10 protein-coding genes are annotated in these 13,785 nt (G+C 70.6%); 3 read left to right on the top strand and 7 right to left on the bottom strand.

Translation table 11 applies throughout. The features are described 5' to 3' along the window. The first annotated feature begins 338 nt into the window (after positions 1-338). Positions 339-4,361: a beta strand repeat-containing protein gene (locus QSK31_RS36865; RefSeq protein ID WP_285689328.1), complete on the top strand. Its 4,023-nt coding sequence runs from the start codon at positions 339-341 to the stop codon at positions 4,359-4,361. 138 nt (positions 4,362-4,499) lie between these two features. Here the strand turns inward: QSK31_RS36865 and QSK31_RS36860 are convergent, their stop codons facing one another. Beyond that, the gene (locus QSK31_RS36860) at positions 4,500-4,931 is read right to left on the bottom strand and encodes an acyl-CoA thioesterase (protein ID WP_285689327.1); all 432 of its coding nucleotides are present in this window, start codon (positions 4,929-4,931) and stop codon (positions 4,500-4,502) included. Between the two features lie 135 nt (positions 4,932-5,066). Between QSK31_RS36860 and QSK31_RS36855 the strand changes: the two genes are divergently transcribed. Then, positions 5,067-5,606 carry a hypothetical protein gene (locus QSK31_RS36855; protein WP_285689326.1) on the top strand — a complete coding sequence of 180 codons (540 nt, stop codon included), beginning with the start codon at positions 5,067-5,069 and terminating at the stop codon, positions 5,604-5,606. Here QSK31_RS36855 and QSK31_RS36850 read toward each other — a convergent pair. From QSK31_RS36850 to QSK31_RS48950, 6 genes are all read right to left on the bottom strand, one after another. Continuing rightward, positions 5,593-6,252: a SanA/YdcF family protein gene (locus QSK31_RS36850; RefSeq protein ID WP_285689325.1), complete on the bottom strand. Its 660-nt coding sequence runs from the start codon at positions 6,250-6,252 to the stop codon at positions 5,593-5,595. The two genes, QSK31_RS36855 and QSK31_RS36850, sit on opposite strands and share 14 nt — an antisense overlap. Positions 6,253-6,284: 32 nt before the next feature. After that, the gene (locus tag QSK31_RS36845) at positions 6,285-6,749 is read right to left on the bottom strand and encodes a cupin domain-containing protein (RefSeq protein WP_285689324.1); all 465 of its coding nucleotides are present in this window, start codon (positions 6,747-6,749) and stop codon (positions 6,285-6,287) included. Positions 6,750-6,830: 81 nt separating this feature from the next. Continuing rightward, complete coding sequence (locus QSK31_RS49290) at positions 6,831-8,210, bottom strand: cellulose binding domain-containing protein (protein WP_502873069.1); 1,380 nt, start codon at positions 8,208-8,210, stop codon at positions 6,831-6,833. 90 nt (positions 8,211-8,300) lie between these two features. Continuing rightward, on the bottom strand, positions 8,301-10,025 hold the full coding sequence (locus QSK31_RS36830) for a glycoside hydrolase family 6 protein (protein WP_285689323.1): 1,725 nt from the start codon (positions 10,023-10,025) through the stop codon (positions 8,301-8,303). A gap of 30 nt (positions 10,026-10,055) precedes the next feature. Continuing rightward, positions 10,056-10,622 carry a cellulose binding domain-containing protein gene (locus tag QSK31_RS48955; protein WP_352244535.1) on the bottom strand — a complete coding sequence of 189 codons (567 nt, stop codon included), beginning with the start codon at positions 10,620-10,622 and terminating at the stop codon, positions 10,056-10,058. Then, positions 10,619-11,374, bottom strand: a complete 756-nt coding sequence (locus QSK31_RS48950) for a cellulase family glycosylhydrolase (RefSeq protein WP_352244534.1) — start codon at positions 11,372-11,374, stop codon at positions 10,619-10,621. Before QSK31_RS48950 ends, QSK31_RS48955 begins: the two co-directional genes overlap by 4 nt. A 303-nt stretch (positions 11,375-11,677) precedes the next feature. Between QSK31_RS48950 and QSK31_RS36820 the strand changes: the two genes are divergently transcribed. Beyond that, positions 11,678-13,780 (top strand): xyloglucanase, encoded by a 2,103-nt coding sequence (locus QSK31_RS36820; protein WP_285689322.1) that lies wholly within the window; start codon positions 11,678-11,680, stop codon positions 13,778-13,780. The last annotated feature ends 5 nt before the right edge of the window (positions 13,781-13,785 follow it).

Here is a 13,785-nt window from a genome sequence, read left to right as displayed (position 1 = left end):
AGCCGGGGCCGGTCCATCGTGGCCGGCCCCGGCCGACCCACGGCACTTTTGTCACACGCCATCAAAGACCTGAGCTGGTCGCGCACGTCGCCGACGAGGTGCTGGCCGCCATGAAGGACCGGCGTAGCTTGCCGTCCATGAACATGGCATAAGTAATGATTCGCCCGCTTTAGGTCGTTATTTGCCCTAGGGTGATTCCGGGGCCACCAAACCGTGGCTTTATGTCTGCGTCCGGTGCCCGGTAAGGATCGTTTCGGATGAGTGTGCGGCGGAATCTGGTTTCATGGCTGCGTCGAGCGGCGGCGGTACTCACGTGCGGCGTGCTCGCCGGAGGAGGGATGTCGCTGGCATCGGCCGCGCCGGCCTGGGCGACGACGTCACCCTGCACGGACGGCTCGGCGCCCGCGCCGCGCAGCACCGTCTCCTGCACCGAGGCCGGCAACTACTCGCTGGCAGTGCCGGTCGGCACCACCACGGTCGACCTCGACGTCATCGGTGGCGGCGGCGGCGCCGGCTACCCGGCGCGCCAGCACATCGGTGGTCACGCCGCTGAGGTGACCGGGACCGCATCGCTGCCGAACGGCACGGCGTATCTGTACGTCATCGTCGGGACCGCCGGATCAGGCGACAACCACGGTACGAGCTCCGGGGGCAAGGGCTCCGCCGTCTTCGCGCTCGACGGCTCGCACGAGCTGCTGGCCAAGCTGGCCATCGCGGGCGGTGGCGGCGGCGGGGCGTACAACGGCGACGGCGGCAACGCGGGATCGCCGGGCAACAGTGACAACGCCCAGACAGTCTCCGGCCCGGGCGGCGCCGGGACCGGAGCCACCGGTGGCGCCGGCGGCACCGGCAACTATGCCCCGGGCACTGCCGGCGGTAGTGACAACCCGACCGCGCTGACCGTGGCCGTGGGCGGGAACGGCGGGGCGGTGCCCGGCGGCGCCACCGGCGGTGGCGGCGCCGGCGGCTACGGCGGCGGTGGTGGCGGCGGCGGAAGCAGGGGCAGCATCCTCAGCTCGAACGTGGCCGGTGGCGGCGGCGGTTCATCGCTCGCGTCGAACTATCTCGATTCGGCATCGATCAGCGTCAAGCCCGGCACCGGCGGTGTCCAGCTGCCGGGTCTGGTGGCGTCGGACGGCGCCGTCGGATCGGTCGTCTTGACGTTCAACGGTGTGGCGGTACCCGGCGCGCCGACGGGTGTCTCGGCGGCCGCGGACGACCAGCAGGCGTCGGTGTCGTTCAGCGCGCCGGCCAGTGACGGCGGATCGTCGATCACGAGCTACACGGTGACCTCCAGTCCGGGTGGGCATACGGCGACGTGCCCGGGCAGCCCGTGTGTGGTGACGGGGCTGACCAACGGGACGGCGTACACGTTCACCGTGCACGCCACCAACGCCAATGGTGACTCGACCGAGTCGTCGGCGTCCACGCCCGTCACGCCGGCCACGCCGCCGGGCGCTCCGACCGACACGTCGGCCGTCGCGGGGGCGGGACAGGCGTCGGTGTGGTTCAACGCGCCGGCCAGTGACGGCGGATCGTCGATCACCAGTTACACGGTGACCTCCAGTCCGGGTGGGCATACGGCGACGTGCCCGGGCAGCCCGTGTGTGGTGACGGGGCTGACCAACGGGACGGCGTACACGTTCACCGTGCACGCCACCAACGCGATCGACGACTCGCCCGAATCCGCGCCGACCGCCGCGGTGACACCGCTGGGAGCGCCGGCCGCGCCCACCGGCGTCTCCGCCGCCCCGGGTGACACGGTCGCCACCGTGTCGTTCACCGCCTCGGCGGACAACGGCGGCACCGCCGTCACGGGGTACACGGTGACCTCGAGCCCCGGCGGGTTGACCGGCGCCTGCGCTGCCAGTCCGTGCACGGTGACGGGGCTGACCAACGGGACGGCGTACACGTTCACCGTGCACGCCACCAACGCCGTCGGTCCGTCGGCCGAGTCGATCGCGTCCTCTGCGGTGACGCCCGCGTCGGTGCCCGGTGCGCCCACTCATGTGGCGGCGGTCGCCGGCGCGGGACAGGCCGACGTGTCGTTCGACGCGCCGGCCGGCGACGGTGGATCGGCGATCACCGGATATACCGCCACGTCTAGCCCGGGCGGGTTGACCGGCACCTGCGCGAGCAGCCCCTGCACGGTGTCCGGGCTGACGAACGGCACGGCGTACACGTTCACCGTGCGCGCCACCAACGCGATCGGTGACTCGCCCGCCTCCGCGGCCTCCACCGCGGTCACGCCGGCCGACGTCCCGAACGCTCCCGTGGTCAGCGCCACTCCCGGCGACGAACAGATCACGGTGGCCTTCACGGCCCCCGCCGATCAAGGGTCGCCGATCACCGGATACCTGGTCTCCACCAACGGTGGCAGCACGTGGTCGACGCTGCCGACGACCACCTCCGGCGGCACGGTCACCGGCACGGTGACCGGGCTGACCAACGGCACGACGTACGCGGTGCGAGTGCGGGCGGTGAACGGAAAGGGCGACGGCGTCGCGTCGATCACCCGCTCGGTCACCCCGGCCACCGTCCCCGGCGCCCCCACCGGTGTGTCGGCGACACGCGGCAACGCCTCCGCGTCGGTGTCGTTCACCGCACCGTCGAGCGACGGCGGAACGGCGATCACGTCGTACACGGTCAGCTCCGCGCCGGGCGGATTGAGCGCCACCTGCGCCTCCAGCCCGTGCACGGTCACCGGACTGGCCAACGGCACGGCGTACACGTTCACCGTGCGCGCCACCAACCCGGTCGGCAGCTCGGCCGCGTCGGCCGCGTCGAGCCCGGTCACCCCGGCCACGGTCGCGGCCGCACCGGCGTCGGTGACGGTGACCGGTGGCGACTCCTCCGCCTCGCTGTCCTTCACCGCCCCGGGCAACACCGGTGGCGAGGCGATCACCGGATACGAATACAGCACCGACGGCAGCACCTGGCACTCGCTGACCGTGAGCGGCACGGCACCTGTGACGGCGACCATCACCGGCCTGACCAACGGCATCTCCTACCCGGTCCGGGTCCGTGCCCTGAACGCCGTCGGCCCCGGTACCGCGTCCGCCGCCGAGGCGGTCACCCCGGCCACCACACCGGGGACACCCTTCGCGCTGACGGCTGTCCGCGGCGCCGGACAGGCGGAGGTGTCGTTCCAGCCGCCGTCGAGCGACGGCGGAGCCACCATCACCTCGTACACGGTGACCTCGGCGCCCGGCGGCATCACCGCCGACTGTGCCGAATCGCCGTGCACAGTGACCGGCCTGACCAACGGCACCGCGTACACGTTCACGGTGCACGCCACCAACAGTGCGGGCGACTCCGGCGAATCGAACGCCACCGACCCGATCATCCCGAGCACGACCCCGGGCGTTCCGGACGCGGTGACCACCGCCGCCACCGCAACCTCGATCACCGTGTCGTTCATCGCACCGGCCACCGGCGGATCACCGATCACGGGCTACGAGATCTCGACCGACGGCGGCGTGAACTGGGTCGCGTTCAGCCCCAGCGGTTCGCCGCTCACGGGAACGGTCACCGGACTGACGCCCGGCACGGACTATCAGGTCGCTGTACGCGCGCTCAACACCGTGGGATCCGGCGACCCGACCACGGCCGAGGCCGTGACCACGCTGCCGGCGAAGGTGGCCGGGCCGACCGCCACCGTCGGAACATCGTCCGCCACGGTCACCTGGACGCAGTCGCCGACGAGCACGGTCACCGGATACACCGTCTACGCCCACCCCGGTCCCGCCACCTGCACCACCGAGGCGATCACGGCGACCTCCTGCGTCATCGGCGCCATCGCCGGTGTCTCCTACACCTACACCGTCGTCGCGCACAGCCCGTCCGGAGACTCGGCCGAGTCGGTGGCGTCGGAGCCGATCACCGCCACCTCACCCACGGTGCCGGCCGAGGCCCCCACCAGCGCACCCACCACCCTCACCACCACCGAGGGTCAGCTGTCCCAGGTCGACCCCGGTCAGCGGATCACCGTCGTCGGCACCGGCTTCGCGCCCTACTCGAGCGTATCGATCATCTTCTACAGTGAGAGTGTCGTGCTCGGCACCGCCGTCACCGACGCCGACGGCGACTTCACCAAAGAGATCACCGTTCCCAGCTCCCTGACGCCGGGCTCGCACAACCTCGTCGCAGCCGGCGTCGACAGCTCCGGAGCCGTGCACATGATCCGCATGCTGGTCACGGTCGAAGCCGCGTCCCCCGGCGCCGGCGGGCAACTGCCCGTCACCGGAGCGCCGGTGCTGGCCCTCGCCATCTGGTCCGGCCTGATCACCGCCATCGGTGTCGGCCTGGTCGTCTACGCGGGTCGCCGGCCAGCTGGATCTCGGTCGGGTTTCCAACCCTGACCAGGCGCGGGGCGTGGCCCAGAGCGCGCCTGACGTCGGCCGCGAAACACCCACATACAACCGGTATGAGGGCGCTTCGCGGCCGACGTCAGCGACACTCTGGGCCTCGCCGCGCGCTCGCCCGGGTTGGAAAACCACCTAGCTGGAAGCTCCCGGCTTCAGGATCTCCTTGGCGCCCTCGCGGGCCTGGGCGGTCCAGGGCGCCGGGCGGCCGGTGGCCACGCTGACCCGGACCGTGGTGCGGCGACCCTCGGCGTGCAGGATGCGGCCGTTGCCGGAGCGGATCTCGAAGCCGTACGTGCAGCTCGTGCGCCCGATGCGCTCGATCCACAGGCGGACCCGCAGCGGCCCGATGTCGCGGATCGGGGCGAGATAGGTGATCGACTGCTCCCGCAGCACGTGCAGGGCGTCGGGATGGCTCGGCTGGATGCCGTGTCTGCCCCAGAAGTCGGCGGAAGCCCGGTCGACCAGGGTGAAGTGGTGCGAGCCGTAGACCATGCCCATGCTGTCCAGGTCGTCGAAGTGCACGATCGGGTGCTCGATCGTGCCGTACATGACCGGAGCTTCCATGTTGTTCCCTCTTCAGTGGTGACCGGGCAAACCTACAGACGCAGCGAAGGCCCGCGGGCTCAACGGCGGGTCGGGAATGTGACCCATTGCTGCCAGGGTTGCTGTCCGTAGCGATGTGACTGCGATCCTGCGTGGATGGCATGGAGTCTTTTCCGGCGGAAGAAGCCCTCGCGGTACATGGTGTTCGCGTCCGACGAGGCGATGCAGGCGTGGGAGGGGCGGTTGCGCGAGGCGGGCCTGACCTACGTCGGCACCCACGAGCAGGGCGCGAACACGTACGTCGTGCTCCGCGGCGACGACCCGGAGCGCGCCAAGGCCTACCTGCGGGCGGAGCCGATCACCCGGGAGTTCTACTACGTCGTCGTGGAGACGCCCGACGGGGTGTGGGGCGCCGACCACCTCACGCTCTACCTGGAGAACCTGCGTCCCTGGCAGCGCGACGCCGGCTCGGCCACGTGCTCCGGCGTCATCGAGGCGCTGATCAACGGCACCGTCAACCTGGAGGCGGCGGCGCAGGGCATCCAGGACAACTTCCTGGTCGAGGTCGCGTGCGGCGGCTGCGCCCGCACCTGGATCGACGGGGTCGGCTACCAGCGGGTGACGGCGGTCCGATGTCCCGCGTGCGCGGCCGTCAACCGCGTCGACTCGTCCAGGTTCATCGTCACCCGGCATTGACCTTGAGTGCCTCGGCGACGGCCGGGTCGGGCGGTGAGGTGACCGCCGGCGCCCGGCCGCGGACGCTGTCCCACGCGGCTTTCATGCTGGCGAAGAAGTCCCGTCCCGCCTTGCCCGCGAGGAACGCGGTGCCGCAGCCCGGGCAGCGAGCGGCGACTCCCTCGGCCGCCACGCCCTCGCCGCGGCAGAGCGTCACCGCACGAGAGAGGTGGTATTCCTGGGTGACGACCAGGGCGCGGTCGATGCCGTAGACGTCCCGCGCCCGCACGCAGCTGTCATAGGTGTCCAGCCCGTGCGGGTCGGCCACGATCAGACGCGGATCAACACCCAGATTCACCAGGTACGCGGTCATCGTGCCGGTCTCGTCCCCCGACTCGCCGCTGCCGTCCCCGGACACCAGAACCACCCGGGTCCGCCCGCTGCGCACCAGCTCCGCCGCGGTCTGCAGCCGCCCGGCCAGCCGCGGCGAGGGCCGCCCGTCCGGTTCGACCCCGGTGCCCAGCACGATCGTCACCGGGGCGGCCGGCGCCCCGGCCTCATCGTGCTCGTGGCCGCGGGCGCCGAGCTCGGTCCACACCCAGGGCCCGGCGGCCAGCACCAGAAGCGCGGCCGCCGGAATCGCCACTCGCCGTCTCAGCCATCGCACGCAGCGATCCTGTCAGGCCTGCGCCACCGCTTTCAGGACCGGTACTCGGAGGAGATCTCGGTGGCGTACCGCTGCCAGAGCGGCGTCATGGTCGCGGCCGTCATCGGCTGGCCGGACTCGACCATCTTCTTGAGGTCGCGGAAGTACTGCACGTACAGGTCGGGCGTGAAGGTGGAGAGCATGACCGCCGGGTCGTCGCCGGGATTGGCGAAGGTGTGCGGCGCACCCGGCGGGACGATGACCCAGGTGCCGGGGCCGGCGTCGTAGTCGTCCTGGCCCACGGTGAATCGCACGGTGCCGGACAGCACGTAGAAGCCTTCGTCGTGCTGGGCGTGCCGGTGCTGGATCGGGCCGGGGGTGTGCGGCTGAAGGGTGATCTCGCCGATCCCCAGGCGATGCTCGGTGTTGCTGCCGTCCTCGAGGATGCGGATCTGAGACGGCCCGTTGGCGGTGATGAGCTCGCCTTCGCCGGGGCGGACGATCGTGACCAGAGCCATGGAGAAGCCTCCCTGATGGGGTGTACGCAACGGTGATGTCGCGCCGTGACATAACCGTACCATCGATGTCGCGGCGCGACATCACCCGCGTCGGGGGAGGACTGTCTCCAGGGCCGCGAGCCACTTGGCGGAGATCTTGGCGTTGCCGGCGTCGTTGGGGTGGACGCCGTCGTAGGTGTCGGTGGCGGTGTCGAAGCCGGTCCACTGGTCGACGACCCGCACCGGCGACGCCGCGGTGGAGTTCTGCGCCGCCCACGCCGGGATCGCGTTGTTCAGGCCCGCCGCCCGGGCGCCGCATTCGGCGCAGTTGGACGGGTTCATCGGGATGATCTTGGCGACCAGCAGCACCGTGGACGGGTTCTGGGCGCGCATCTGACGCAGCAGCGTGCTGAAGGCGGCCAGGATCTCGGTCGGCGAGCGGTTGCTCCACACGTCGTTGGTGCCGAGGTGCATCAGCACGACGTCCGGGTCGGTGGCGGCCAGCCAAGGTGGCAGCTGGGTGCCGGAGGCGATGGTGACGGCCAGGAAACCGCCGTGGCCCTCGTTGTCGCCGTCGTACGCGACGCCGCAGCCCTGACCGGCCAGGGTGCCGACCATGTCGACCTCATGCCCGGCGGCGACCAGGTTGTTGTGCAGCGAGGCGCGCCAGCATCCGGGCGACCCGGTGATCGAGTCACCCAGCGGCATGATCTTGACGGCCGAGCCACCGCCGCCGCCGGACGAGCCGGCGGCCGTACAGGTGACCGTGGGTGTGGTGCTCGTGCCGGTGCCGATGAAGCCGAAGGTCGCGCTCGCGCCCGCGTTGAGCGAGCCGTTGTAGGACGCGTTGGTGGCCGAGACGACGGCCCCGGACGCGGTCACGGTCGCGTTCCAGGACTGCTGCACGGCCTGCGTCCCGGGATAGGCGAGCCGGGTGGTCCAGCCGGTGATCGGCGAGGACCCGGCCGTCACGGTCACCGCGGCCTGGAAGGCGCCCTGCCAGGTCGACGTGACCGTGTAGGTGGCCGTGCACGAGCCGTCGGCGGCGGGCGGCGGGGACGTGGGCGGGGGAGTGGTCGGCGGGGGCGTGGTGGGCGCTGCCGAGGTGCCGCCGAACGAGATGTCGCTGCAGACGTGGTACGACTGGTCCGCGTGGCCGGCCTGCCGGTCGCCGACCGCGTCCATCGTGTCGTACCGGCCGTCGCCCGTGCGGCCGGCGCTGCACAACTGGCCGTCGGGGATGGCGCCCTGGTGGTTGCCGGCCACGCCCTCGCGGTAGAGACCGTTCCAGTTCCACATCGCGTTCGGGTCGGCCTGCCAGGCCTGGTGACACATCGGGTCCTGGGTGGCCATCTCGGGCGCCGGCCAGTCGCTGCCCCAGCGCTGCCAGCAGCCGTAGTTGCGGGAGACCGGGCCGGCCACACTGCCGTGGGCGCCTGCCGAGGACGGCACCACCATCACGAAGGTGACCGCAAGCAGCACGGCCGCGAGTGTTCGACGAAGAAGCATGAGAAGCCTCCGGAGGAGGAGAGGCCCGGGACCGAAGGGGTCGGTCCCGGGCCTCGGATGGAGTCAGGACAGCGGCGGGTACGCGTTCGCCATCAGCTCGCGGAACTGAGCGGAGAACCAGGCCCCGGAGATCGGTGCGCCGGACAGCGCGCCGGTCAGGTTGTTGCCGTTGCGCTCGTTACCGGTGTAGGTCGGGTCGCACATCCGGTCGAAGCCCTTGCCCTCGTCGTTGGGGATCAGCGTGCTCGATCCGTCCGACTCGCCCGGGGGCTTCACCCAGACGTACGCGTCGATGCCGCTCGCCGGTGCGGACCGCGGCCGCTCGCCGAGGCCGGCGCCGGACTGGTTGCACCAGTTGCCGGGGTGGATCCGGCGGTCGATGCGGGAACCGTTGACGAACGCGTCGACCGTCGTGGCCGTGCTGGGACCGGTGGGACGAGCCGAGCCGCCCCAGCCGTTGCGGGAGGTGTCGATCAGCATGCCGATGCCCGAGTTGAAGCCGATCGACACCAGGTGGGTGCGGAAGGCCTGGGCGAACGACTGCTCATCGACGTACTGGTTCCAGTCCACCCACTTCGACTGCCGCACCGAGGTGCCGTTCACCGACGAGCTGATGGTGAAGTACGGCTCGGTGAGCGCCGAGTAGTTGGCCGTGTTGGTGATGAAGCCGTGCACGTTGTTCACGCTGCCGGACGCCCGCGCGGCCTCCAGCATGACCTGTGCGGTCGGGTTGAAGTTCGAGTCCCAGCCGATCCAGCCGTGGTGCGCGGCGTCCACGTAGTTGTAGGTGTTGCCCAGCGCGCCCAGCTTGTTCAATGCGTACCCGACGCCCTGCACATAGCCGCCGTTGGCCTTCATCGTGGCGCAGGTGGCCACGTTGGTGTTGGTGGTCAGGTTGGGCAGCGAGTCGATCTCGATGATGTTGATGATGCGCAGGCTCGCGTACTTGGAGTCGGCCTGGATCGCGGCGATCGGGTCGATGTACTCGGCCTTGTACCGGGGCAGGTCGTTGACGCCCAGCTCACCGTTGGACGCCAGCGCCGAGCAGTCCCGGCCGGGCAGGTTGTAGATGACGAACTGGATGTAGCCGGCGCCCTGCGCGAGCGCCTGGTCGAGGTGGTCGCGGACACCCATCGAGCCGTTGGAGCTGGAGCCGTCGGTGCCCTCGATGGCCGCGATCCGGTCCAGCCAGACCGCGGTCGGGTTGTTGGAGACCCGGCTGCCGCCCGGCTCGGCGTTGGCCTTGGCCTGCCACTCCGGGTTGCGGTAGCCCTGCACCCCGGAGTACGGGTTGTCGACCTTGTTGCCCGTGGGCGGCGGGCCCGGGTCAGACGGCGACGGGCCCGGGTCGGACGGCGACGGGCCCGGGTCGGTCGGCCCGGCGGATCCGGTGCACACCGTGCCGTTGAGCGTGAACGACGCCGGCGTGGCGTTGGTGCCGGAGTAGTCGGCGTTGAAGCCGAGGTTCACCGACCCGTTGGTCGGCAGCGACGCGCCCCAGGACGGGTTGGTCACCGTGACGTGCTGCCCGCTCTGGGCAAAGGTGCCGCTCCAGCCCTGGGTGATGCGCTGGTTGCCGGCGAAGTTCCACTCCAGCCGCCAGCCGTTGGTGATCGGGTCGCCCAGGTTGGTCAGGGCGACGCTGCCGGTGAAGCCGGTGCTCCACTGGTTGACGGTGTAGACGACCCGGCAGCCGGCTGCGGCGCTGGCCTCGTTGGCGGCGACCAGGCCGACGCCGGTGGCCAGAACGGCGGTCGCCGCGGCGGCTACCACTCGTGGGAGGTGCATGCGTGGTGCTCCTTACTGTGGTGGGACGGATCAGGAAGCGGTGCAGGTCGGTGTGGGCGCGCGGTTGGCGCTGCCCCGGCTTGCGGTGAATCCCCAGGTGGTGGTGCCGCCGGCCGGGAGCGCGCCGTTGTAGGCCGCGTTCCTGGCGGTGATCGCGTCGGTGCCGGAGACGACGGCGTTCCAGCTGTTGGTGAAGCGCTGCCCGTCGGGCCAGGTCCAGGCCACGGTCCAGCCGGAGATCGCGCCGCTGCCGGCTTTGACGGTCACCGCGCCCTGGAAGCCGTTGCCCCAGTCGCCCGTCGCGGCATAGGAGGCGGTGCAACCGAGGGAGGGCTCAGGGGGAGGTTCGCTCCCGCCGTACACGGCTGCCTGTTTCGCGGTGGCCTTGATGCCGTTGGCGCCGTCGAAGATCCGGGCGCCCCAGGTGGTCAGCGCGTTCTTGTCGAAGTTCGTGACCATGTCCAGGTACTCGACGCCGCCCCCGTTGCCGCTCCACGACCAGCCGAGATATCCGATGCCCCGGGACTGCGCGGTGGCCAGGACGGTGTCCTCGTCCGGGTCGCCGTCGGAGTGCATGTTGCCGAACTCGCCGATCACCAGCGGCAGGTTCGCCGATTGGAACCGGCCGATGAGTCGGTGATCTCGGCGGCCGTGTCGAAGACGCCGTACATGTGGATCGAGAAGATGGTGTTCTTCTGCGGGTCGGCGGCGAAGACCGAGGCCGCGTTGTCCCGCATGACGAACTGCCAGTCCTGGCCCCAGTTCGGCGCGTCCACCATGATCGCGTGACCGAACCCGGAAGAGCGCAGGCGCTGGACGGCCGAGGTGGTCGCGGCGGTCCAGGCCGAGGCGCCGGTGTTCCCGTACGGTTCGTTGCCGATGTTCAGCACCACGTACGGCTCCTGGCCGTCCAGTGCCGACTTGACGCTGATCCAGTACGTGACCGCCTCGTCCAGGGTCGCGGCGGCCGGCTCCTCGCCGTACCCGGTGGTGTCGTGAACCTCGAGGACGCAGATCAGCCTGACCCGCTTGCACTCGGCGACGACCGCCGCGACGTCCGCGGTGTCGTTCCTGGTCCACCGCTTGCCGCTGGCGAGTACCACCCGGGCGGAGTTGGCGCCGAGCGACTTGATGTCAGCGAGCGCCGTGGTCTGCGACTGGTACCAGGTGTGCGCGTGGTTGACGCCGCGGAAGACGAACGCGTCGCCGGTGGACTCGAGGATGCGCGTGCCGCTCACGTGGATCCCGGTGGCCGCCATGGTTCCGCCCGCTGAAGGCGTGGGCGCGGCCGGCGGCGGTGCGACGAGGTGAGCCGCCGCGAGCAGGGTCGCGGTGAGGATGCGGAGCATGTGTCCTCCATCGATGATCGGGAGCGCTCCCACATCGACGGACGGTCATCTGTCTACCGACAGGCATCGACATGTGTCAAACCTGTTGCAGTAAAAGTGCGGCATTTGTTTCCGGCACTTGACAGGGAAGTGACGGCGGTCGATGGTGGTGGGAGCGCTCCCACATCCCCCGTCCGGAGGGAGACCCCCTTGCCCCGCCGTGGCTTCACCGTGCTCGCCGCAGCTCTGCTGCTAGCCGGAACAGCTGTTCCCGCTCAGGCTGCCGCGCCTGGTCGAGCCGCAGAGACCTACTCATGGAAGAACGTGCGGATCGACGGTGGCGGCTTCGTGCCCGGCATCGTCTTCAACCGCCGCGAACGCAACCTGATCTACGCCCGCACGGACATCGGCGGAGCCTACCGCTGGGATCAGGCCGGCGGCCGCTGGATCCCGCTTCTCGACTGGGTCGGCCAGCGGAACTGGGGCTACAACGGCGTGGTCAGCATCGCCAGCGATCCGGTCGACCCCGACCGGGTGTACGCCGCCGTCGGCATGTACACCAACAGCTGGGATCCGAACAGCGGCGCCATCCTGCGCTCGAGCAATCGCGGCGCCACCTGGCAGGTCACCACGCTCCCGTTCAAGAACGGCGGCAACATGCCCGGCCGGGGGATGGGCGAGCGGCTGGCCGTGGACCCGCGCGACAACAAGACCGTCTACTACGCCGCCGAGGGTGGCAACGGCCTGTGGCGCAGCAAGGACTACGGCGTCACCTGGGCCCGGGTCACCGCCTTCCCGAACGCCGGCAACTACGTGCAGGACCCCTCCGACGCGAACGGGTACCTCAGCCAGAACCAGGGCCTGACCTGGGTGACGTTCGACGAGACGACGCGCGACATCTTCGTCGGCGTGGCGGACAAGGCCAACCCGGTCTACCGCTCGAGCGACGGCGGCACGACCTGGGCGCGCATCCCCGGGCAGCCCACCGGGTACCTGGCCCACAAGGGCGTGGTGGACCCGGCCGGCCACCACCTCTACATCGCGACCAGCGACACCGGCGGCCCGTACGACGGCGGCAAGGGCCAGGTCTGGCGGTTCGACACGCAGACCGGCGTGTGGACCGACGTCAGCCCGGTCGGTCTGGCCGACACCTACTTCGGCTACTCCGGCCTGACCCTCGACCGGCAGAAGCCCGGAACGCTGATCGTCGCCTCGCAGATCTCCTGGTGGCCGGACGCGGTCTTCTTCCGCAGCACCGACAACGGCGCCACCTGGTCGCGGATCTGGGACTACACCAGCTATCCGAGCATGACCAAGCGCTACACCATGGACATTTCGGCGAACCCGTGGCTGGACTTCAACACCAACCCGCAGCCACCCGAGACCACGCCGAAGCTCGGCTGGATGAACGAGTCCGTGGAGATCGACCCGTTCGACTCGAACCGGATGCTCTACGGCACCGGCGCCACCGTCTACGGGACCACCGAGCTGACCAACTGGGACCGCAACACCACGTTCACGATCCGGCCGCAGGCGCGCGGGCTGGAGGAGACCGCGGTGCTCGACCTGGCCAGCCCGCCCACCGGCGCCCCGCTGGTCAGCGCGCTCGGCGACATCGGCGGCTTCTACCACTCCGACCTCACGGCCGTGCCGCCGAGCTTCCACGACCAGCCCAGCCTCGGCAGCAACACCAGCATCGACTTCGCCGAGCTCAACCCGTCGGTGTTCGTCCGGGCCGGCAACGGCGACGGCTCGAACGTCGGCATCTCCAACGACGGCGGCCGCAACTGGTACGCGGGCCAGGAACCGGCCGGGGTCACCGGCGGCGGCACCATCGCCATCGCCGCCGACGCCTCCTCGATCGTCTGGGCCCCGGCCGGCGCCGAGGTGCACTGGTCCACCTCACGCGGCGGTTCGTGGAGCCCTTCGTCGGGACTGCCCGCCGGCGCCAAAGTCGAGGCGGATCGGGTCAACCCCAGGACCTTCTACGGGTACGCCGCCGGCCGGCTCTACGTGAGCACGGACGGAGGCGCCACCTTCACCGGACGGGCCACAGTGGACGCCCAGAAGCTGCGGACGGTACCCGGCAAGGCAGGCGAGGTGTGGCTCGCCGGTGGAACGAACGATCTTTCCCGATCGACCGATTATGGCAACACCTTCACGCCGGTGGCCGGGGTAGCCGGGGCGGTCAACGTCGCCTTCGGCAAGGCGGCGCCCGGGTCGGCGTACCCCAGCGTCTTCGCCGTTGGTCTTGACGGGGTCTTCCGCTCCGACAACGCCGGCGTGAGCTGGGTCCGGATCAGCGACGACCAGCACCAGTACGGCAACGCCGGCGAGGCGCTGGCCGGCGACCCGCGCGTCTACGGGCGCGTGTACCTCGGCACCAACGGCCGCGGCATCCTCTACGCCGACCGGGCCGGCTCCTGAAGCGG

The sequence above is a fragment of the Actinoplanes sp. NBRC 103695 genome (assembly GCF_030269485.1).
GTDB lineage: Bacteria > Actinomycetota > Actinomycetes > Mycobacteriales > Micromonosporaceae > Actinoplanes.
This window is presented reverse-complemented; position numbering and strand designations above follow the sequence as displayed.

Coding starts and splice junctions, on each gene's coding strand:
- QSK31_RS36865 (WP_285689328.1), top strand. CDS start 339: ATGTCGCTGGCATCGGCCGCGCCGGCCTGGGCGACGACGTCACCCTGC.
- QSK31_RS36860 (WP_285689327.1), bottom strand. CDS start 4,931: ATGGAAGCTCCGGTCATGTACGGCACGATCGAGCACCCGATCGTGCAC.
- QSK31_RS36855 (WP_285689326.1), top strand. CDS start 5,067: ATGGCATGGAGTCTTTTCCGGCGGAAGAAGCCCTCGCGGTACATGGTG.
- QSK31_RS36845 (WP_285689324.1), bottom strand. CDS start 6,749: ATGGCTCTGGTCACGATCGTCCGCCCCGGCGAAGGCGAGCTCATCACC.
- QSK31_RS36830 (WP_285689323.1), bottom strand. CDS start 10,025: ATGCACCTCCCACGAGTGGTAGCCGCCGCGGCGACCGCCGTTCTGGCC.
- QSK31_RS48950 (WP_352244534.1), bottom strand. CDS start 11,374: ATGCTCCGCATCCTCACCGCGACCCTGCTCGCGGCGGCTCACCTCGTC.